Source organism: Bacillus thermozeamaize (genome assembly GCA_002159075.1).
Taxonomy (GTDB): domain Bacteria; phylum Bacillota; class Bacilli; order ZCTH02-B2; family ZCTH02-B2; genus Bacillus_BB; species Bacillus_BB thermozeamaize.
The window spans coordinates 44,680-68,888 of the sequence record LZRT01000060.1 but is presented as its reverse complement, the minus strand read 5'-3'; the positions used below and the strand labels follow the sequence as shown (position 1 = coordinate 68,888).

The window sequence follows — 24,209 nt, the reverse complement described above, 5'->3', positions numbered from 1 at the left end:
CTGCGCGATCAAAAAGAAGCTTGCCCCTTCCGGAACAAGCCTTTTCTTGCGTCTTGTGATGGGATGCTTTACGGGTCGTCCCCCACCGTTGCTTCATCCGCCCCATCATCGATTCGTATATTCGTTTCAAGCTGCCTATATGGGCCTGCTATTCGTTAACTGTCAGCGTGGCCGTCGGCATCGTGTGCATCCCCCGCGCATCCGTATGGGGAATCACATAATAGGTGCCCGGCTCCTCAAAGGTGTAGGTGATGGCGTAGATCCCTTGACCCCGATTCTCCCCTTCCATCTTCTGATGCTGATCATCCGCCTGGCCCTCCCGCCACAACTCAAACAGCACCTTGTCCGCATCTTCCACCGGTTCCCCGCCCTGCGTCACCTTGGCCATGATCTGGACAGGTGTACCCACCTTCAGCGTCTCAGGGTCCGTCTGCACTTCCACATTCACGGGCACCGTGGGCTCCAGCGACAATTGATGCTCCTCCTGCTGCCCAGGCGAGCAACCGGCAACGAGAACCATGCAGGCCAACACAATGCCAAACGCCACAAACCCTTTATTCAAACTCAAGTCCCTTTTTCGCAAGCCGCGCCCCCCTCTTTTCAGGTATTCCGAGTTTGATACGACATCTTCTTTGATACGACATCCTCAACCTAATGATGCACGGATATGCATCTCCCTATTACGAAAACGTGCTGGGTCACCTTCCCCAGGCATTTCATCATTTCACTTTAAGTATATAAGTGGGCGGATACCCTAACAATGTTCACTATTGCTTTGTCATAAATTTGACATGATGAGTGAGTTACCTGCCAAAAGCGCCACGATGGGTGGGAACGGTATGCCCATACTGCCTGCCAATATACCGGTGAATGATCAGGCCAGGACCACGAAGGACCAATGGAAGTTCTCCTCTTTTCTCGCTCGTCATCTTCGGCACCACCCAAAGCATTCCATTCCAGCCAACTCTCCTTTCTCATTGTTCAATAAACAATATCTATTTCATCCTAATCAAAAGCTTTTACCCAAAGTCTTCCGCAAATCTCCCTTCGTGCATTACTGTGCATGCTAAAAACAGGACATGCTAAACAAAGGATCAGGAAATTCTTAAGGAAATCTTAAATGAGTGAAAAACTGGACTTAAATAAAAAACACCTGGACCGGGGTGCGTCTAGGTTCAAGACCAATCGAGGAAGCTGTAATTTCCTGAAGAAACCGTTCGATTTGTCTGGATGGCGATGGGTTCTTTAAAAATAGGCCCTCCTGTCACAAATGTATGAAACTCGCCGGCTTCTCCCGCCACATCAATGCCCGCTCTTTCAAGGTCAGCCAAAGTATCTTTATTATATTCCCGGCCCAAAAAGTCTGGGTCAACGACATCGTGGTTGACGGCCACGATGACAGCCGTAAAGCCGAGATCGATAAATTCTTCAGCCAGTTCCCGCCGCGGGCGCTGCCATAAGGGCAAACAAGCTGAAAGGGATGCCGCCTGGCACACCTTCTCCTCCCACAATCGGTGCTCCTCCAGGTCGATGTCTCCAAAGACTCCCGCCTGTACACCCAACTTTTTAAAGCGGTGCAATTCTTCCGTAAAAACCTTTTCGTAATCATTCCATGAGGCGGCTCTGGTCACCAAAGGAATGTTCAAGCTTTGTGCCTGTTTTTCCAAGAGTAACACGGGCAAGCCATGGGAACGTGAACGAAGCCCATCCTCATGAAGCATGGTGAAAAGAAAGCGCGCCTTTCCATTGTCGCGCAAGGCATGGTAAAGCGCCAACGCGGAATCTTTCCCGCCGCTCCAGGAACAGAAAAAAGACAAACCGGAAATGGACACGGATGTTTACACCTTCTTTTGGATAGTATTTTTGTCATTTGCAACCGCTGGCAACACTCACAGATAGGATCGGAAACAAAAAAATCGGTTCGAAAACTAAAAGAGCAAGATCAAGTTTCAATCCCTTACAGGTAGGTTACAAACTCAATTCCTGAATCCCGTGGTGACTTTGAATTCCAAGTTTCAATCCCTCATAGGTAAGCTACAAACGGTGGATCCCAAATTTTTCGGCGGCCTGCGCCAGCGTGTTTCAATCCCTCATAGGTAAGCTACAAACCTCATTCTTTCTTCGATTAACCTTTTGATGCTGTTCGTTTCAATCCCTCATAGGTAAGCTACAAACTCATCCCACCGCCCTCAGAAGGGATATGGCATACTCAGTTTCAATCCCTCATAGGTAAGCTACAAACGAAGGGGGTGATAATAATGAGACCGGAAGAAATCGGTTTCAATCCCTCATAGGTAAGCTACAAACGAAGCTGACCGGTTGTTTCGCCAAATTGTCGCAAGGTTTCAATCCCTCATAGGTAAGCTACAAACTTGATAAAGTTAACGATTGAATGTTTATACATTCAACGTTTCAATCCCTCATAGGTAAGCTACAAACTCGCACACACCCGGATCAAGTCCATATTTGTGTGTAAATTCGCCCTCGGTTAGAATACCTCATTCCTTCCCCCGAAGGGGGAGACGCAGGAAGCACGCCCCCTGCTCCCCGTCACTCGCCGTGTGGCATGCCCAGCAAAGGATTGCTGGGCAGTTATAGTGTGTTGAGCAATTGCCTGTCAAGGCCAAATGGAACGCTTCGCGGCTTTGACAGGCTGCGATAGACGTCCGTTAGCCGATACGCGTGACTTTGGCACTCATGTTGGTGACCTGTGATTCGCGCCACTCCAGATATTCACCCATATCCAAATACTTTCTGCCGCTTGCCCATTTCTCATCGATTTCCATGAGCAATGCACCGATCAGACGTATGGCCGATTCACGATTCGGAAAGATCCGAATCACCCGTTCACGGCGGCGGATTTCCTCATTCAGGCGCTCCAGAGCATTGGTGGTACGGAGTCGCTTGCGATACTTTTCCGGCAAAAGCAAGACCGCCGTCGCGTCTTCAAAACCAGCTTCCAGGACTGCCATGGCTTTCGGAGCTTTCGTTTCGTATGCCTCCAGTACCTGATTCAGGAGCAGCCGTGCCGTATCGTGATCAGGTGCATCCAAAATGGCTCGTACCCGGCTATGTACCTCATCCTGCAGCGCTTTCGGCGTGGCATCCAGAATATTGCGCAGGAAGTGTGTCTGGCACCGCTGCCAGGTGACGCCTTGAAAGTTCCTGCGGATGGCTCGAACCAATCCTCCGTGGTCATCCGACACAATCAGATCGACGCCTCGAAGCCCGCGGCTTTTCAGCCAGCCAAAAAATTCACTCCAACTGGCTTCCGACTCGCTGTCGCCAAGCATCAAGCCCAATACCTCGCGATATCCGTCGGTGTTGACACCAATCCCGATAAGAGCGCCTCGGGACCGCACTCGACTTTCTTCCCGCACTTTGAGTACCAGCGCATCAACGATGACAAAGGGAAACGGGTTGTCATGAAGCGGACGGTTGTTCCAGGCCGTCACGACAGGATCGAGACGCTTGCACAATTCCGACACCGTGGATTTCGAAAACTCCGTACCGCATAACTCTTCCGTGATCTGGGCCACTTTTCGAGTCGACACTCCGTTGACCACCATCTCCATCAAAGCCAATACCAGAGCTTGTTCGCTGCGTTGGTAACGGGCAAACAACTCCGTTGAGAACTTTCCGTTACGAATTCGGGGAACACGAAGCGTAATGGTGCCAACACGAGTGGTTAATTGGTGCGGATACGTCCCGTTTCGATATCCTTGGCGTCCTTCCGTCCGTTCGTAGGGCTCTGCCCCCAACTGTTCCGTTGCCTGGGCTTGCAACACTTGGTTCAATACGGATTCCAGCAGCTTGGTTACTCCCGCATCCTGCGAGTTACTAAGAAAAAGTTGATGCAACAGTTGCGAATCTACGGTAATCTGATATTGAGCCATTTCAAATTCCCCTCTCCTTGGAATGTTGTCAGGTCAACTACATTCTAACCGAGGGGAATTGAAAATGGCTCTCTTTTTTTACAGAGAGGATCCAATTTTACACAATTATACGGACTCAACTCACACCCGCGCTCCGGTGACCAATCACACCATGTTTCAATCCCTCATAGGTAAGCTACAAACTGACTGGCGTCGGTTTTGAAGAGGCTGTTCGGACCGGTTTCAATCCCTCATAGGTAAGCTACAAACCTGCGTTGGGTGACGCGCACTTGTTCAGGGATGCGGGTTTCAATCCCTCATAGGTAAGCTACAAACTTTTGAATGACGACAGCTCGTCCAACACCACCATGTGTTTCAATCCCTCATAGGTAAGCTACAAACTCGCAGTGCTCTGGAAGGGGATGCAGGAGCTATATGTTTCAATCCCTCATAGGTAAGCTACAAACTTTTATGTACCTCTACAGAACCATCTCCAGCCGTCACGTTTCAATCCCTCATAGGTAAGCTACAAACGAGGGAGATGAAATTCAGGGTATGGGATAGGAAGTAGTTTCAATCCCTCATAGGTAAGCTACAAACGCACAGGTTCCGGATATGGTTCCGGGCCCGGTTCCGGCGTTTCAATCCCTCATAGGTAAGCTACAAACGCTGCGGAACAGGATTAGGATTAGGTACAGGAAACAGTTTCAATCCCTCATAGGTAAGCTACAAACCGGAGAGGAACAACTAACAGAATCAGGCCCATGTTGTTCGTTTCAATCCCTCATAGGTAAGCTACAAACCACCGTACATTCCGCCTTCAACTTCCGAAAACTCAGTGGTTTCAATCCCTCATAGGTAAGCTACAAACTAAAAGCCACAAGAGATGGTTGATCACGGACATAATCGTTTCAATCCCTCATAGGTAAGCTACAAACCCAATGAACGGTATATCCCTCATGTCGCTCTGACTTGTTTCAATCCCTCATAGGTAAGCTACAAACCAACAGCTTGATGTTAGTCGAAGGGTTGTCTACGACATGTTTCAATCCCTCATAGGTAAGCTACAAACACATGGATGATGTGTTTGAAGAAGTGGTGTATGTAGGTTTCAATCCCTCATAGGTAAGCTACAAACACTGGATATGGTTGCACTTTTGCTAGATATGTTTGTGTTTCAATCCCTCATAGGTAAGCTACAAACATGAATTGAAACATGTTGCACAAAGGTTGCTTAAATACGTGTTTCAATCCCTCATAGGTAAGCTACAAACATGAATTGAAACATGTTGCACAAAGGTTGCTTAAATACGTGTTTCAATCCCTCATAGGTAAGCTACAAACTGTCGCAAAAACCTACAAAGAAATATTCAAGGCGGGTTTCAATCCCTCATAGGTAAGCTACAAACACGCTCCAAATTTTGTTGAGTTGGACTATGAAGATGTTTCAATCCCTCATAGGTAAGCTACAAACAGTCCACGTAATGCATATGCCTTATCAACTGATAAACGTTTCAATCCCTCATAGGTAAGCTACAAACAAAAAACGGGCATATGCCCGTAAAATGTGATATTAGTTTCAATCCCTCATAGGTAAGCTACAAACTCCCACAAGAAACTTAGACATATTTTATAATACCATTATGTTTCAATCCCTCATAGGTAAGCTACAAACGGTACTCGTGACGGTAGGCAAGCTCGTTTCTCTGCCGGTTTCAATCCCTCATAGGTAAGCTACAAACCCGTATATTAACAGCATTGAAAATCTCAGAAATTCTGTTTCAATCCCTCATAGGTAAGCTACAAACTAACAGTAGCTGGAAGGGTCACGGCTTGCGAGGTTCTTGTTTCAATCCCTCATAGGTAAGCTACAAACTGGGACTACCTGCTACCTATCGGCGCGAACGAATCGTTTCAATCCCTCATAGGTAAGCTACAAACTTTTGAATCCTTCAGGGTCAACCATAAGGCCACCCCGTTTCAATCCCTCATAGGTAAGCTACAAACCCCCCCCTGCTTGTCCAAGCGTCTGCCCCAAATATTTCGTTTCAATCCCTCATAGGTAAGCTACAAACCGAGGGTTTTCACAGCTTCGTCGTAGGTATAGGCGCAGTTTCAATCCCTCATAGGTAAGCTACAAACATAAACAGTCAACGTTTCAATCGACATGGAAGCTGAGCGTTTCAATCCCTCATAGGTAAGCTACAAACCGGATCACGGAGTGGTTTGAATATGGTGGTGAACCTTAGTTTCAATCCCTCATAGGTAAGCTACAAACGTTAACCACCACCTGATCACGAATACTATTCATCCACGTTTCAATCCCTCATAGGTAAGCTACAAACCGGATGAACAAGCAGACAAAGGGAATTCCTTGACCGAGGTTTCAATCCCTCATAGGTAAGCTACAAACCGTTCTTTAAATCAACCAAACGGGCATTGATTCCTTGTTTCAATCCCTCATAGGTAAGCTACAAACGAAGACGTTTCAGGCTCTTAGAGAGGCATTGACCAAGCGTTTCAATCCCTCATAGGTAAGCTACAAACTCCATTGTTGCAAACCATTGAGGAAATGGTTGCTCTTGTTTCAATCCCTCATAGGTAAGCTACAAACCAATACATTGCTGACGACTATACTGGTGTTGATCAGGATGTTTCAATCCCTCATAGGTAAGCTACAAACTATGCGGATCAGCAAAGATCCATAGCTGAAGCCAATGCGTTTCAATCCCTCATAGGTAAGCTACAAACCAGCAAGGGCATGCTACGACGGGAGCCCCGACTCTAAGTTTCAATCCCTCATAGGTAAGCTACAAACCAAAATTGCTTGACGACATAACTGGTGTTGATCGGATGTTTCAATCCCTCATAGGTAAGCTACAAACGAAAGAGATGCTTGCTGACAGGTATGTATGCGCGGACGGTTTCAATCCCTCATAGGTAAGCTACAAACTTCAGCTAGGATCACGATGGACTGATTGCTAAGCTTGTTTCAATCCCTCATAGGTAAGCTACAAACGCTTTTATGGTGACGGTAACCGGTGGCCCGGAAGCTTGTTTCAATCCCTCATAGGTAAGCTACAAACGCGACTGCAGTGGAAGGGCTTGGCAGTTGGCTGAGTCGTTTCAATCCCTCATAGGTAAGCTACAAACTGACAGGCAATCTAGGTGTGGAGGTGATGACGTAGACGTTTCAATCCCTCATAGGTAAGCTACAAACTGGCTTTCATTCCAAGGTTTGCCTGTTGGAGGGGTAGTTTCAATCCCTCATAGGTAAGCTACAAACTGCGAAAAAGACAGGAGGCGGCATCATGAAACCGGGTTTCAATCCCTCATAGGTAAGCTACAAACTGGATGGATTGCTCGATACGGCACCCATCCGGTACATGTTTCAATCCCTCATAGGTAAGCTACAAACAGGCCACTATCATGCACGATTGGCGATGGGGTTGCGCGTTTCAATCCCTCATAGGTAAGCTACAAACTTGTGGTACACTTCCACGCGCTTCCTCTTTTCGCCGCGTTTCAATCCCTCATAGGTAAGCTACAAACACGCCACTTGCAGCCAACGGCTTGTTCGACGGGCTAAGTTTCAATCCCTCATAGGTAAGCTACAAACGTGTATGTGACGTTAGGGAAGTGAATGGTTAAGTTGGAGTTTCAATCCCTCATAGGTAAGCTACAAACATGCTTACGTCACGCGTAAGATTGCTAGGGCGATCGCGTTTCAATCCCTCATAGGTAAGCTACAAACAGGCGTCCGATGAGGCGGAAGCCAGCCGCAGGCTTCAGTTTCAATCCCTCATAGGTAAGCTACAAACTGAGAGCGCAAAGCCGCAAAGCCGATGCAGCGCAAAAGTTTCAATCCCTCATAGGTAAGCTACAAACCCGGGACGGTTGCACGTGCCAAGACTGAAAGAAAGGTTTCAATCCCTCATAGGTAAGCTACAAACGCGAGAGTTGGATCTTTTTCCGGAGTGGCCATACCCGTTTCAATCCCTCATAGGTAAGCTACAAACCCATTTCCGACATCCGCATAGCCGAAGAAAAGATGAGGTTTCAATCCCTCATAGGTAAGCTACAAACCATTGATTACGATCGTAAACTACGTGAATTATGCATCGTTTCAATCCCTCATAGGTAAGCTACAAACTTGGAGATCCTACGGTACATATCACATTAAAGGAGAAGCGTTTCAATCCCTCATAGGTAAGCTACAAACGATGTCGGGGAGAAAATCGGCGGGGCGAGGAAGGATTGTTTCAATCCCTCATAGGTAAGCTACAAACACATCGATCTGCAAGATGCCGTCCGCTTCATCCCCTTGTTTCAATCCCTCATAGGTAAGCTACAAACATGCCAAACAACCGTAAGGTGTAACGACTATCCCGGTTTCAATCCCTCATAGGTAAGCTACAAACCGTGATGCGGATGCGCAGGTGGTCAACGGAAGGAAGGAGTTTCAATCCCTCATAGGTAAGCTACAAACAGTGATGCGGATGCGCAGGTGGTCAACGGAAGGAAGGAGTTTCAATCCCTCATAGGTAAGCTACAAACATTGACCGTCGTTTTACAACGGTAAACGAGGTTCCCATGTTTCAATCCCTCATAGGTAAGCTACAAACTCGCATCCGCTTTGCCATAAATTGGGAAGCTTTCGTCAGTTTCAATCCCTCATAGGTAAGCTACAAACGCGGATTGCCCAATCCGTTGTGCTTTTTACCATACCTGTTTCAATCCCTCATAGGTAAGCTACAAACTCTACGATTCGGCCAACGAAGCCCACCGCGAGGAATAGTTTCAATCCCTCATAGGTAAGCTACAAACTTGCCGTGACAACCGCGTTGCGTTCGGGAACATCTGGGTTTCAATCCCTCATAGGTAAGCTACAAACCTCGTGGCCGAGTTGATCGGGACATTCCCCTTCCGAAGTTTCAATCCCTCATAGGTAAGCTACAAACTTCGCAATGTTTCTGTCCTGCTCTCCAGGGCTATTACGTTTCAATCCCTCATAGGTAAGCTACAAACGCCGCCATCCATAGGCCGATGAAGACAAGGTTTCGTGTTTCAATCCCTCATAGGTAAGCTACAAACGACAGGATTAAAATGGCGAAATTTACACTGGAGCACTAGTTTCAATCCCTCATAGGTAAGCTACAAACGTATCTTCTGAAGGAATCCTATCGGAAGGAATGCGCCGTTTCAATCCCTCATAGGTAAGCTACAAACTTGGGGTGTGGGAATTAAAGGATGAAACGCCTTTGGGTTTCAATCCCTCATAGGTAAGCTACAAACTCGGTGCATTTGCGTATATATCCACCACCTTTCCCTGTTTCAATCCCTCATAGGTAAGCTACAAACGAGCCGCTGGAATAGGGGTGTGAGACATGCCAAAGGTGTTTCAATCCCTCATAGGTAAGCTACAAACGGAAATGGCGTTCAGACGCATTGCTGTATGCCAACGGTGTTTCAATCCCTCATAGGTAAGCTACAAACTCACAGAACAGCGCACCCGGACGGTGTATGCATCCAAGTTTCAATCCCTCATAGGTAAGCTACAAACGGTAAACGGCTGGATTTATGGATAGGAAAATGCCAGTTTCAATCCCTCATAGGTAAGCTACAAACCATATATATTTTTATTAGAATCTACCGCTATACCGGTTTCAATCCCTCATAGGTAAGCTACAAACCTGTAGCGTACGATGTCAACTATTTTTATGCGTAGAGGTTTCAATCCCTCATAGGTAAGCTACAAACAAAGTCCAACTTTCGCGGTCGTGTGAAGTATTTGGCCTTGTTTCAATCCCTCATAGGTAAGCTACAAACCGTCACCACGATTTCCAATTGGTCATCTTCTGAAGCCGTGTTTCAATCCCTCATAGGTAAGCTACAAACCCTTATAAGAGACCATCTTATCATCCGTGTCATACTCGTTTCAATCCCTCATAGGTAAGCTACAAACCCATTTCGGTCCCATCATATCAATACTTTTCCTTAAAAGGGATTATAGATGATTTTAATTCGTTTTGGAAGATAACGGACAATCAAAATTCCTTGAAACTCACGTCTTCCATGGATCGAAGACATGTTTAGACTTCCAAATAAATGTGTCGTCGATCTCCCAGGATTTTTGCATGATTGCCGATCGACGACATCAAAAATACTGTTTCATATCTTAAATCATCCAAATACAAATCTCCAAATACAATTCAAATACAAATGTAAATATGCAAGTTGAAAGCCGAACTATGGAAACTCGCCTTTCAATTCCAAATGTCTTGTTGTTTCATCCTAGAACATACAAAGGCTTTTTATCGAGATTCTAATCCGACTCATCCCCCAACTCCTCAAATCCATCCACGGTTTCAACCTCATCCATCGACTTCATATATTTCTCAAATGCCTGCAACCGTTTAAGCGGATAAGGCAGGATCGTGTGCTCCTTGTATGTTAGGCTGACTTGCCGCAATTGATGGGTCAGAATGGCCAGTTGATCCCTTTCCTCTTCCGTGGAACAACCTAATGGAATAATTTCCACTACCCGCTGTTTGACAATCATCGTCCGTGGATTCTCCCACTTATTTTTCTCCTTGGAAATCTGCATCGTGTCGGGTCTGGCACCCACACTATAGTAGATTCCAGGGCTATCCTTGAACAATCCCTGACCTCTCGTCGGCTCCCCTTTCACGTTGGGCACATCGGCGTAAGGAACCTCGTCGGTCGTGTTGATCCGGATCACCCGTAGTCTTTCCTGACCCGCAAACGCGTGTTCAAATGGCAGTTGATCCAGCTGAATGCGGTCATTGGCCAATCTGTGCCATAAGTGGCGGCGAAGGGCGGCGTTGACAAACAAATACACCTGTTGTTCGGTTTGCGCCAGAATCTCTTGAACCTCTTTCGCCACATACCCCTCAATCAAACCTTGATCCAGCGTTTGCTCCTTCATCGCATAGGGATCAAAACTCAGCAATGCGCGGTCAAACGTTTCCCATTTTCTCCGGCCGATTTTCACATAAACCTCGCCATTCCGGACCCAGCTCATGATCGGAATGATACCGCGTTTCCACAGCCTGGCCCCTTCTTCGCTCGTCCACTCTATCTTTGGATATAGATAATCAAAGCCCACGATCATCGCATCATGCTGGAGAAAATGCCACCTCGAATCCAAGAATCCCCGGTCAGAAAACAAATCGTAAAGGGCGTTTTGAACCCGTGCCGTGTTTTCCTGCTCATCATCCCCAAAAGGATGGATAAATTGCGTGATTCGTCCCGTGCGCAACATCCCGATCCTCACAGCATGTTTGGGGTCATTTTTTCGCATCGTTGGCTGCTCATGATTGGGATAATCTTCAATTTCCACCAGCGCCATCATCGGCTTCTCCCTGGCCTGTTCCACAAACCGGCGAATTTCGCCGATTCTTTTTTGGATTCCTTTTTGATTAAACGTTTCCTTCGCTGTTGCCAGCCTGTCGTCCAAGGGGGATACCATAACACCGGGATCCTTATGGACAACGCGCAGTTCCCACTGGATCTCGCCTGTATCCGGATCCGCCACGGGAAAGGAAACAGAGGATGGCAACGTTTCGGAAGGAGAGGTATCGAGGATTTCCCCAGTCTGCTCACAAACGGCCTGAAAAAACGCCATGTCCTTTGACCAAACTTCCAGCGTATAGATCGAATCCCTTTTGGGTGGGACTGGTTTCCGTTCCCGGCGATCCCGAACCTCGATGCTAGGCAAAGGCGGCAATAAGTTCAGTTGCGGAAATCTTTCTTGAAACCGCTCAAAAAGTGTTTTTCGCTCATACAGGCCGGCACCGGGGCGTATCGCCCCATAGTTGATAGTAAAGGCGGCAGGTGAATAGGTGATGAAGGCTCGAATGCCGTTTACCCCTTGAAAATACGCCTTTGGATCGCAATAAATGGCATCTGTCGACAAATGTTGCCGTGAGACCAGGTCGGAACAATATTCTTCAAATTCATCCTCCCACTTGGTTTTGCGTTCCTGTTCCCGGCGATTGTCTCGCACAGCAAACAATTTCGCAAATGAAACTCGATCCTGTTTTATGTAAGGATTGTTGAGGGAGAGATAGATCGAAGACCGCTTTTGCCATCGCAATAAGCAGTACTTCTTTTCAATTACTGGTTGCAACACAAAGCGGCGAATACCAACTCTGACGTTGAGACACTTTTGTTCCGCCCGAAGGCCGCGGGTGACCAACCGCAATCGGAGGACATATGAAAAAGCGCCTCCCTTTCGCTGGATGGGCTCGGACATGCATTCATACCCATTTTCCGCCGCAGCAATCGGATAGAATGAAAGCTCTTGGCCGCCGATATCAAAATAAACCGGCTCGCGGCAAAACGAATGGGCAAACAGCCCCGGCACCACCTTGTACAAGATACTTTCGTCGTAGACATCCCGTTCCAAATCAAAAGTGCTCCAATCCCAATCCGGAAGTTCCTGCAACTGACGAAGCAGACCGGGATCAGTGACACCGTTGCCGGCCTTCACTTTCAACCAGCTTAGAAACATCTGAGTAATCACATCCAAATCCAGCTTCTCCGTCGCAATGATCCAAGGCTTCCCGTCCTTCACCACTTGTGTTGAAAAATGGCTAGAAATAATGCTGGGAAAGACAGCTTCCAGTTTGTCTCCCAACCCGTGCAGCTTAAAGCGGTACTTATACTCCCCCTCTTTAAATTGAGCAAGATAATCCCGCCACGGTTTTGGCATGGACAAAGCATACAGCGGGATTTCAGGAACGGACTTCAAATCCACGGGAAATGAGTACAATTGCATGACTTTAGACATCCGCTATCTCCCTTTCACTGTTAATCAAATGGTCTATCGATTGCATAAATGGGCCGTAGAGTTCCTGCACAATCAGGTCGCCCGCCAATTCCTGCAACATCTGTTTCCAACTAGCCAGCATGCTGTCTTCTACCCCTGTCCCATGTACGCCATGTGGGTGGGCAAATTTGCTGTCCACATACCAGACGCGGGCATTGGTGCCCCCGCGCAACAGGCGGCCGATCATCTGCCACACGAGGATAAAGGTGTACCAAGACAACAGCCGGCGTTCATCTTCGTCCAAGAGAGCCCAAAATTGCGGCTTGCGGACCATATCCTCCAAAAACTGAATACTCTTATGCCGCAAGTGTTTGATCCCATCTTCGTATTGAAGGCGTTTCGAACCGATCGTCCTTAAATATGAAGGCAAGTAACCGTGTAAGGACGGGATGATGTAGGCCATATCCCCTGGGACGTGGTATGGACGCACCAGGAAGAAGACGCTGCCGAACAGAGAACGGCCGGTATCCGGTTGCAAAATGTTGTAACCGCGTCTTACGGCCGTCAGGGGCACCGCCAAAACGTCCGCCTCTTCCTGCGCAAAATCTCGGATAAACCGTTTGGGAATGAAATGCCCCTCTTCCACCCTCTCTCTGGACAACAGACGAAAGCAATCTTTCCAGTCTGGATCGGATTGTAACACTTCACGGACGCCCTCAAGATCCTCGTACGAATTCACTACAAGCAAGATTTTCCGGTTTTCGTCCCGCCAGTATGCCAATTCACTGGCAATTGTCCCCTTCAAATCTCGCACCATTTTCTGAATCGCCAACGTCCGTTCTTCCCGATGCCTTGTGCCAGACACATACAGGTAGCGATTGGCTTCCAAATCGGGAATCAGTCTCAACCGCTGATCAATCCAAGGCTTCTCCCGCTGGGATATCAAGAGCCAATGAACCGGAATGTCGAGGTGAAAATGATGCGACCCGGGCGCGTAACTGGACCCTGACAAAAACACGACCGCTGGCCCTTCCCACTGGTCGGCATCTTCATAAATGCGGTGCCAGTCTTTCAGCAATTCCCTGCCTACCCCGTTATATTCAAGGAGCTTGAAATGCCCTTCCCGGACTCCGTCCGTAGCAAGGTAACGGTATCCCAACAACAGGCCGGTCATGCTGTCCTTGATAAAGGGGTGATAATCCCTCGGCGTCGTGCGAAACATCTGCCCAATCTCTTCTTCCAAATTCAGATACGGGTTGACATACAGATGATTGGTTGTGAGATACCGCAGATGTTCGTCAATGCGGGCCAGATAGAGGAAAAACTCCAGTTTCTGAAACAGTTTGGGTTCGTCTTCATATCGCTTTTCTTCGTTCGCGATCGCTTTTAAACATTGCGCCAATAGGTTTTTTTTCCTCTGCTGATCGATGGGATTCAGCAATTGATCGACAATCGGGGAAAGCACAAGGTGGTTGAGGGGTTCTTTTGCGTAGTCTGACAACATTTTATAACCCGCCTGCTCTTGATAGTTCTCACCCCAAAGATGTTTCGCCACATCGTGTAAAATCCGGTAGACATGAAAGATGCGGTTTTTCAACCACGATGCCAAAGAAGGGGAACGGGACAGCAAATGATACATTTTATTGACGATATTCCGAAGATAATCGAAGTGACTGAGCCAATTTGATACTAGCGTATGTGAATATAACCCCGGATCGCTGGCCACGCGAGGGGCCGTCGACCGCACCAAACGGCCAAACAAGTCATCGCTCTTGCCGATCAAATCGTATTGTCCGATAAAGGCCTGATCAAACGCCATTTGCACCTGATCGGCCTCATCGACAAAAATCACATCGAGGTATTGGTACATCGCTTCATAATAGGTCCTTCGATACGGATCAACCATCGGCGAAAAACGGGACTTTAAGACGCTGGGGGCGGTGGCCACCCACACATCCGCATCGACAAGCTCCAATTCCGGACGAATCACGCCGCATTGCGCGTACAATGGGCAAAGTAATCGCTTCTGTTTTTCCTGTTGAAGTGCCGCGCAAGGATAGTGCTGGTCACCAGCAAAATCTTCCGCCAAGGCGTGAATAACGCATTTTCCGGACAGGTACCGGAGCTCGTCCGCAGCTTCTTCCCGCAACGAGGTGAGATCCTCTGCCTTTTTGCTCACCGAGTATAAAAATTCCGCCAAATGCCCTGTCCGGTTGCTTCTGCCGATGATCGGAACCGCCTTCAGCCCGAGCTTGCGCAATTCGCGAACTTTTTCCAGGACGCCTTCAACCGACCCCTCGATGATGCCCACTTTCACCTGATGTTTTTTGACCAGACGGTAGGTTTCAAGCAAGATAAAAGTGGACTTGCCAACGCCCAAGCCGCCGGCGATGTGCAGGTTTCCGGCATATTGAAATGGCTTGTCCCCTAAAGGTATAAATTGGCTTTGCCGGACAAAATCCCGAAAACGGCTCCCACCCAAGATCTCATCCATCTCCTCGGACATATCTATCCAGTCCGCGGGAAATGAACCGCCAACGCGTTTTTTCGACCGGTAAAGCGGCAGACGCCTAACTCTCCCTTCCACTTTCGGGAGAGAAAAAAGCTCCCCGCGAAATTCCTGCACCTGACCATCGATCGATCTCTGATAAACAAACAGACCCGGCTTGGCAAACGTATTCTCGACGGCATGAAAAGGAATCGGCTTATCCAAAATTTGCCGGTAGACCGTTTCCCGATCCGGAATGAAGTCCGGGGTGTTTTTCTGAAGATATCCCTCCGGTGTAATGGCAAACAGCCGGTACTTCAAATCGATCTCCTGATATTCCTGAATCAGATCGTGCCAAGCCTGGCGGTTTCGGAATGTGGGAAACAGCACCCGCAAACGGGCAATCAGCTCCCGGTGCGTCCCCGGCAAAATCGGCTCATCATAGCCCGGAATCAGCGACCACGCCTCTTGAGCCTTCCCCTCCGAATGAACCTGGTAAAACCCCCATAAGAGAAGCTCGACCGGAAAAATCATCTCCGCCGCATCCCGGTCTCCCGTCAAATCAACAAATCGTTTCCGCAAATCCTCCGTTATTTGCCTCCCGTTTTTCCTCATGATTCCTCCCCCAGACGGATGAAAAATTCTCGTTCCGCCATCACTTGCACTTCTTGGACAGCAGCCTCAAAAGCGGAATCGCTCAGCGGGGATCTCTCCCGGGACTGCCTGAGATATTGCAAAACTCGTTTCGCATAATCGGGATGAAAACGCTCCTGATATTGCGGAACGACATAGATGACATCCTTATCCCAATTTTCCTGCTCCATCTTGGCGAGAAGATAGTCGGCCAGCAACTTCGGGTGGCTGTAATCCTTCACATCGATCTCTTTTCGCATCTGATCTTTTGTGATGCGCAGATCCACGCGGTCCACGTCCGGATACAGTTCCACATCCCATCCCCGTTCTTCGAGCTTCCGCGCCAGTGCCAGCTCGGCAAGCCCCGGGTTTTGGACATATTTTTGAATGCCTTTGGTGAGCCGATAGTACTTCTGATGACCGGAAGTATCCAGCACATTAAAGTGTGTGAAATCGCTGTTGCGCTTGCATACCCAGCGCGTGCATTCCCATTCGCCGTCACGGTTTGTCAACGTCCACCCACAATAAGGGCACAAATAAATTCGGGGATAAGGCAGGTTGATCTCTTCGTAACAATCCCGCACTTTTTCTTGCAATTCCTTGTCAAACGACAAAAGAAATGCTCTCAACTTGATAAATTCAATCACAGGATGTTCAATCAAAAAAGTGCGGATCGCTCGATACGCCTGCTCCAGAGGTGGCGTGGCCTCCCGGCAATAGCTCAATATTTCGCGCATCACTTTCTGTTCCGACTCTTCCACAGAAACGTTTTCCTCCAACCATTCTTCATAAAAGATAGATAACCCCGCATAATCCACGAGCACCGGCTCATCCGCCGGAAAACGCTCGGCCACGTGCGGAAGCGGCCATTCTGCTATGGGACGATGCAGCCATTGAAGCAGCTCGTGCAAATCGGCCGGATAAGGCACGCGATGCTGGACGGCGAACCGAATCAACCGTAAATGCCCTTCATGCAATTCCGCAGGCACCCGCGTTATGTCCGCCTGCCATTTCCTCGCGCCAATGGCCAGAAGCAAGAACATCTTGTCAATTTGCCGGTCTAAACCCATATGCCCTAAGTCCATATTTGTTTCCGTCATCCACTCACCTCAATATGTAAAAGTTAATCTATTGCTGTTATACCAATACTTTCTGACAAAAGTTTGTCACCGAATGAATGTTCTTAGAACAAAAATATCCCTTCTATGATGAGGTGCAGGATTTTGTTTTTTCATGTCGAAAACAATGAGAAGATCATCATCGACGGAGGGAAATCCAAGGTGCGCTCTGTACTCGAAACATGCCAACCTCGGCCAGAGCTTTTAGCTGGAATGTTCAATCCGGAAATTTTTACTGCCTCGCTTAGCCCTATCATCGAGTATTATCGAAGTGGACGTACGGCAGTGGACAGCATTTATACCAATGCAGAGCTATTCTTTCAGGAAGCAACCTATCCAACGCAAGGCCTCCGCCAAATTTTGACTGAAATTTTCAGCAGAATAAACGGCGACATGACAGTACCCGCAATCCACCGTCTCGAAACCGCTTTTGGTGGTGGAAAAACACATACACTTATCGCTTGTACCCACCTGGCATTTCAAGGCACCCAACTTCGGCACGTGGTCAAAGATATACTGGACCCATCCCTTCTTCCGGAACCAAATTCGATTTGTGTCGTGGGTGTAGCCGGAGATGAAATTCCGGTTCACAAACCCCGGGGAGGAGACCTCGTGCCGTATACTTTGTGGGGAGAAATCGCCTTTCAAATCGGTGGAGAATCGTTGTACCGTGAGGTTGAAGAAGATGCCAACTCTTACGCTGCGCCAGGCAAACACTATTTTGATAAAGTACTCAAAGGAAAAAAGGTTCTTATCATGTTGGATGAGCTTGCTCAATATGCGGCACGTCTCGAGGCAGCTCGTTCCAACGGAGCGGATCAACTTGCCGCATTCTTGATGGCCCTTCATGGATATGCGCGGAATCAACCAGGGATCGCCATAGTCCTGACACTGGCCAGTGCGACAGATGCTTTTTCCAAACAGACCAAGCAATTGGCACAACTCATCAGCAAAGTGCGCGGAGAAGAAGTAAGTGAAGACGATGCATTGAGCATCGGAGAACAGGCCGTTCAAGGTGTATCCAGCGTGGTCGCGCGGGATGCTGTTCAGATTACCCCCGTACAAGCGGCGGAAATTTCATCCGTCTTTGCAAAGCGCCTGTTTATATCCGTGGATCGGGAAGCGGCCCAATCCGTCGCTGAAAAATATATGGAAATGTATCGGCGCAACGCGCACTTGTTGCCGGAGGAAGCAGTCAGCGAAAATCTGCGTCAACGCATGATTGCCAATTACCCTTTCCACCCGTCACTGGTGGATTTTTTAAACAAGAAATTGGCTAGCGCCGAAAATTTCCAAGGCACCCGTGGCGTGCTGCGGGTACTTTCGATGGCCGTGCGTAGTTTGTGGCAAAAACAGCAACCTGTACCCATGATCCATACTTGCCACTTGGACATGCGTTCTGATCGGGTGGTCAATGAAATCCTCGGCCGGACAGGCGCTTCAGATTTATTGTACGTGTTAAATGCAGATGTAGGGGGTGTGGATACCGGTACTTTAGAAGGCGGGCACAGCAATGCAGAACTGGCTGATCAACGAAACCCTCATCCGGAGGGCCATCCACTCTACGAATACACATGGAAAACCGTTTTCCTGCACAGCCTGGTAGGACGGGAAGAAGGATTAAACTCGAGAATCTTCGGGATTACTGAATCAGAAGCCTTGTTCAGTGTTTCTTTTCCCGGATTGACACCCCCTCAAGTGCGCATTGCTTTGGAGGAAATCAATGAAAGCGCCTTTTACCTTCGGCATGAACAAGGGAGATATTTTGCAAGCGAAGAGCCGACAATTAACAGTGTGTTAGCCAGAATCCGCAGAACACTGGAGCGCGACCAAGTAAAAGAGTTGATTAAAGGTACCGCCCGCAAAATCATCTCCAATCACTCCGATTTGTTTCATATAGAACATGATGTAACTCTTCCAGAACATCTTCCGGATGGAAAAGGCAGACCAGTCTTGGGCGTGGTCTCACCCACAGCAGAGATCATCGATGTCGAGGCGATGATCACCACGAAAGGGCCAAACCGGCCACGGGAACAGCAAAACCTGATTTTTCTTCTGGTTCCGGACACAGTCGTCGTAAAAGACACATCTGAACAATTGGACATGGACAATCTTCATCGCACCAAGGCAGAGGAAGCGCGTCAACGAATCGAACTTGTCGCCAGGCAAGTGTTAGCCATGCGCACGCTTGCGGAAAAACCTGAAAACTATGGAATCAGCCCGCGCCGCCTGCAGGAATCTGACTTTAAGGAGCGTCGGAGCGAACGTGAACAGGCGTTGCAAACCGCCGTTTCAGCCATTTACACCGGGCTTTACTATCCCTCTACCACTGGATTTATTGTGCGCAAAGACATCAAAACGGCTGGTGGCGAAGGAGGCGCCACTTTTATACAGCTCATCCGGGAATCTTTGGTTCAAGACAAGGAACTGATCACCCACAGCCACACGACACAAGAGGACCTGGTCAATCTGCGCCAGCTGTTTTTCAGCTTGGAAGACACGGTTTCCTTAGAAAATCTGCGGCGCAACTTCTACTGTGTACGAAAATGGCCTGTTCTGGAGTCACCCGCCGTTTTTGAACAAATCATACGAGCAGGGGTCAAAAATGGCGTATGGTGCGTTTATCGCTTATCGGAAGGGGAAAGCACGCCATCCGAGCTATATCATCAGGACCAAGAAATCCCATTAAATGTCGATCTTTCAGCCCCTGGATATATGCTCATTACTGTACAGGGCGTCAACCAACGCGGATGGTTAGAAAGGCAAAAGAATGATCCTCAACAAGTTCAACAAGTGGTTTTGGACATTATTAGTGATAAGGGCACAAGCACCTTGGGCCAAGTCATCACCGAAGTTCAGAGTATATACGGCCAGTTCCCCGACCAAGAAGTAAAAGAGGCCGTGATCGATCTTGTCAAAGAAGGAAAACTGGTGGCTTCCCGATATGATGTCTATACGCCAGAACAACCTGAATTCATCCAAGGATTTGAGGCGTCTTTTTACGTACCTTACGAAAGCGATCTGTTGTTCACTCCTGATCAAGCAAAACAAAAGGGATGGCAGCAAGCATCAGCAGGTGGATTCCATCTAAGCGGAAAAGAAGGTGCGGACAAGCTCCTCCCTCTTCTTCGCCGCATCGGCAGCCTCTATAATAGAGGAGCCCGGACTCAAATCAAAACGATGGAATTCCTCGATCTGCTACTTCCAGGCGGAGGAACACTCACCCTCAGACTGGAAAATGCGACACCGGAATCGATGAAGGCATTAGGTGAACTGTTCGAAATACTGGATGGCATCGTGAGCCGGGGAGATTACACAGCAGCCTTCCTTGATGTGGAGCAACCGGATGAAAATTGCCCATTTATCCAGGAACTCAAAAAAACGTAGATCGGAGCATACAGAACCATGGCCAAAAATACGAAAGAACATGGCTTCCATTTTGAGATGGAGGATCTGGAACGGATCCAGTCGCTTGAAAAAAAAGCGCCCTGGATACTGCGGATCACTGAACATAAGGATAAACCAAGCCCAGTCCTGATAGTGAAGGAACGGTATTATCCGGAAGATAATCACCGACAAACCAATCCATCTGCAACTAATCGCAAAACACGCGACAGGGGTTTGTTATACGGACAACCCCTGCGCCGCTGTTTGCCTGTCATTCGCCAAATCTTATCCAGTGTATGCGACGAAGATGGGACCCCATTAGAATTACATCGTTTTCTTGGCAATGGCCAGATCACATTTCGAGGAAACTTGCCGCTTGACCATGCAACCGGACCCAAACTGTCCCTGATATTTAAACTATCTGAACGCTTATTGGACATGGATCGTGTCGAGCTCATCGCTTGGCGTGTGGCACGCTTCACAGCTGAAGAAGCCAACTATTGGTTGACCAGAAGTACACAATACGGAGCAGCCGGAAGCCGCTGGGCACTTGCTGGCATGCGCATTATGTTGGGAGGACAACCCGGAGACAAATCGATTCAAACGATGCTTGAAAAACTTCGGAAATCATTTTGAGGGGTAATGCAAAGGGGAAACGATCATGACCAGCCACATGCAACGCAAAGATCGACGTCTGATCGAAGCAGGATTTCCGTGCCATCAGGTCGGCGCCGAAACGCAACGGGAACGGGGTGCAAGTTCTGCACTCCCTCCTCTTTACTTTTTACATGTTTGGTGGGCACGGCGCCCGCTGACGCCTAGCCGGGCAGCCATACTTGGTTCTCTTTTGCCTGCATATACTGATCCGGAGTGGTTTCTCCGGCAACTTGGCATCGAAAAAGTGCAGGCCATCGTCAATGGACAACCTTGGACACTAACAGGTCAAATTGTGAATCGCATCGAGACAAATGATGCACATGAAGAATGGATCAGGGTTGATCATACTGTTCTCCAATGGATCAAAAAAGAGCAGGAACGACGGGCAAAAAACAGGGAAATCATTCAAAAGCTTTGTGCGACTGACCCGTCTTTTAAAAACCATCCGGTAATTATACGTTGGGAGCAAGAATCTCAACCATTTCCTGAACCTTTACCTGATATCGGGTCAATCCTGCCTGTTCAACGCATCACTGCCGATCCTGCCCATGTAAATGAGCGGATTGAATTCGCCAAAACCGATCAAGTAAAAAAGATACTTGATTCTGAAATAAAATGGGATCCCGAGGATTTGTACGGTTATGGAAGGGCTTTTATGCATCAACCGTTCTTTAATTCGCCAAATATTAAAGTGTACGACCCTACAGCTGGCGGAGGTTCAATACCATTTGAAGCATTACGTCTTGGTTATAGCGTAATTGCAAATGATTTAAATCCTGTAGCTAATGTCATTCTTTATGCAACACTCGATTATCCCGTGAAGTTTGGAGAAGGACTGATTACCGATATCAAAAAATGGGGAGAACATCTCGTATCACATGTTGGGAAAAATATGGCAGATGTTACACCGTTCTCTCCGCTACCTAAACAAGAACTAAACTACCTGTACAAACATTGCACTAAATGTCCAGAACTAATTCCTCAATTTTCTGGTCCTGAACATGACCAAATTGGATTGCTTTATTGTCGCCAAGTCACTTGCCCACACTGCGGTGGTGAGGCGCCGCTATTGAACACTTGCTGGCTGTCAAAAGAAGGTGACAAATGGGGGGTTCGCATTGTAACGGACGGACGTTCCCAGGGTGGCACGGTACGTTTTGAAACCTACCGCGTCAAAGGGAATCGGGGTCCAAATGGTGAAGACCCAAACTTTGCAACGGTAAATAATGGCGTTGGGATGTGTGTCCATTGCCGCCAGGCAATCCCTGCTGATGAGATCAAAGCTCAAGCACGCGGAGAATCGCCCCATGGCCGTTGGACTGATCGATTGTATTGTGTCGTAGCTGTTCGCTATCAACCCAAGCTGGATAAAAACGGAAACCCCCAGCGATATAAAAGCGGGGAAAGAGCCGGCGAAGTCAAAACGGAAAAAGTTCGCTTTTTCCGCCCGCCTAATGAACGGGATTTGCAAGCACTGGCTGAAGCTGAGAAGCGCTTGCAGGAGAAATGGCCGGAATGGGAACAGATGGGCTTGATCCCTACAGAAAGTATTCCACAAGGGCATAAAACAGCAGAGCCGCTTCGTTTTGGAATGAACCGCTGGTGTGACATGTTTACACCGCGTCAACTTTTGGGCCACCTGATCCTTGTGGAAGAACTAAACCGCATCAAACCCCAGATCCTAAATGAACTGGGCGAAGAACGCGGACGTGCCGTCGTGACGTATTTGCAATTTATGATTGATAAAGGGCTTGACTATAACAGCAAGCAGACAAGGTGGGAATATACTCGTAGCATCGTTAAAGGAACATTTGGCAGACATGATTTTTCGCTGAAATGGACATTTGGCGAAATGATCTTTACCGGCCCCAACTCCGGAGCTGCATGGGCGCTTTCCCAAGTGCTTGACGCTTATTCCGGCATTGCCGAGCTATTAAAGCCGCTGCATGAAAAATTAAACGGTTCGGCTCCGCCTGTTACCATCCTACACGGAACAGCAGCTCATACCGATTTGCCAGAAAAATCGGTAGACCTGATTTGTATGGATCCCCCATACTATAACAACGTGCAGTATGCAGAACTCTCCGATTACTTTTATGTCTGGCAGCGGCGCACTTTACAGGATTTGTATCCTGATGTTTACCGCCGACGACTGACAAACAAAACGGATGAAGCTGTGGCCAATCCGGCACGCGATGGTTCTTCAGCCAATGCGGCGCGAGAATATGAACGAATGATGGGTGAAATTTTCTCCGAATGTCGCCGTGTTCTCAAAGATGATGGCATCATGACAATCATGTTTACTCACAAGACACAGGAAGCTTGGGAAGCATTGACTCGTTCGTTAATAGAAAACGGATGGACGATCACGACCTCCCTACCTGTGGAATCGGAATCATCAGAATCAACACATCAAAAAAACATGGCTGCTGCAGCTAGTTCCATCTTCCTCTCCTGTCGCAAGCGTTTCGAAACCAACGACGTTCCCGCAACCTGGTCCGGATTTGGCGGCACGGGCGTCGCTCAGAAAGTGCGTGAAGCCGTTCGTGAAGGACTAAAAGAGTTTGCACCACTCAAGTTAAATCCGGTCGATGAAATGGTCGCAAGTTACGGCCGTGCATTGCAAGTCCTTTCTGAGAATTGGCCCGTACTGGACGGCGACGAACTGGTAACTCCAATGCGCGCCATGCGAGAAGCCAGCGCTGTAGTTGCAGAATATCAGGTTGCGCGGATTACCAACAACCGCTTGAAGGTAGAGGATCTCAATCCAGAAACGGCAATCGCGCTGACCCTGTACGGCATTTTCGGTCTGTCCGAATTTCCTTATGATGAAGCTTTGAGTCTGTCCCGCTCCCTCAACATCAGCTTGGAAGCAAAACCAGCAGGGTATACCGTCAAAGGACGGATGATTGGTATCAACAACGAAAATCAAGGCCGGCGAGCACGGCATCAACATGCAGAGGAGACAGGTTATCACGCCCCCTTGCTGCGGAAAAATTCCAAACTCCGTTTAGCGAGACCCGAAGAACGCAACAAACGCCGGCTGGAAAACCCACAGACGGAATGGGACATCCTCCACGGGCTGATTATGAGTTATCGTGAGGGAGATGTGCCTGTGGCACGTGCGTATTTGGCACAGCATGCGGAAGGAAAGGAACAAGTGATTCTGGACCTGCTTTCCGTTTGGGCAGCGGAGATGTCTGAGGATACGCTGAGGAAAGAAGCGGAGGCAATGTTATTCGGCTTGAAGTCGTAAA

At 48.3% G+C, this 24,209-nt stretch carries 9 protein-coding genes and 2 CRISPR repeat arrays; of the genes, 3 read left to right on the top strand and 6 right to left on the bottom strand.

Going from position 1 to position 24,209, the window contains the following annotated elements:
• Positions 1 to 148 precede the first annotated feature (148 nt).
• From BAA01_05395 to BAA01_05370, 6 genes are all read right to left on the bottom strand, one after another.
• Positions 149 to 520, bottom strand: a complete 372-nt coding sequence (locus BAA01_05395) for a hypothetical protein (protein OUM88562.1) — start codon at positions 518 to 520, stop codon at positions 149 to 151.
• 655 nt (positions 521 to 1,175) lie between these two features.
• Entirely contained in the window at positions 1,176 to 1,826 is a 651-nt protein-coding gene (locus tag BAA01_05390; GenBank protein OUM88561.1) for an adenosine nucleotide hydrolase, read from the bottom strand.
• A 120-nt stretch (positions 1,827 to 1,946) separates the two neighbouring features.
• Positions 1,947 to 2,439: a CRISPR direct-repeat array (repeat unit 30 nt; unit sequence GTTTCAATCCCTCATAGGTAAGCTACAAAC).
• 230 nt (positions 2,440 to 2,669) lie between these two features.
• The gene (locus tag BAA01_05385; GenBank protein OUM88532.1) at positions 2,670 to 3,896 is read right to left on the bottom strand and encodes a transposase; all 1,227 of its coding nucleotides are present in this window, start codon (positions 3,894 to 3,896) and stop codon (positions 2,670 to 2,672) included.
• A 153-nt stretch (positions 3,897 to 4,049) separates the two neighbouring features.
• A CRISPR array of direct repeats spans positions 4,050 to 9,840; the repeat unit is 30 nt; unit sequence GTTTCAATCCCTCATAGGTAAGCTACAAAC.
• Between the two features lie 360 nt (positions 9,841 to 10,200).
• Entirely contained in the window at positions 10,201 to 12,690 is a 2,490-nt protein-coding gene (locus BAA01_05380; GenBank protein ID OUM88531.1) for a hypothetical protein, read from the bottom strand.
• Positions 12,683 to 15,772 carry a hypothetical protein gene (locus BAA01_05375; protein ID OUM88530.1) on the bottom strand — a complete coding sequence of 1,030 codons (3,090 nt, stop codon included), beginning with the start codon at positions 15,770 to 15,772 and terminating at the stop codon, positions 12,683 to 12,685. Before BAA01_05375 ends, BAA01_05380 begins: the two co-directional genes overlap by 8 nt.
• Entirely contained in the window at positions 15,769 to 16,890 is a 1,122-nt protein-coding gene (locus BAA01_05370; protein OUM88529.1) for a hypothetical protein, read from the bottom strand. The genes BAA01_05375 and BAA01_05370 overlap by 4 nt, the downstream gene beginning before the upstream one ends.
• Before the next feature lie 180 nt (positions 16,891 to 17,070).
• Between BAA01_05370 and BAA01_05365 the strand changes: the two genes are divergently transcribed.
• The 3 genes from BAA01_05365 to BAA01_05355 are packed head-to-tail and all read left to right on the top strand — an operon-like array spanning position 17,071 to position 24,208.
• Entirely contained in the window at positions 17,071 to 20,295 is a 3,225-nt protein-coding gene (locus BAA01_05365) for an AAA family ATPase (protein OUM88560.1), read from the top strand.
• A gap of 18 nt (positions 20,296 to 20,313) precedes the next feature.
• Positions 20,314 to 20,931: a hypothetical protein gene (locus tag BAA01_05360; GenBank protein OUM88528.1), complete on the top strand. Its 618-nt coding sequence runs from the start codon at positions 20,314 to 20,316 to the stop codon at positions 20,929 to 20,931.
• Positions 20,932 to 20,956: 25 nt separating this feature from the next.
• Positions 20,957 to 24,208 (top strand): DNA methylase, encoded by a 3,252-nt coding sequence (locus BAA01_05355; GenBank protein OUM88527.1) that lies wholly within the window; start codon positions 20,957 to 20,959, stop codon positions 24,206 to 24,208.
• Position 24,209: the final 1 nt, after the last annotated feature.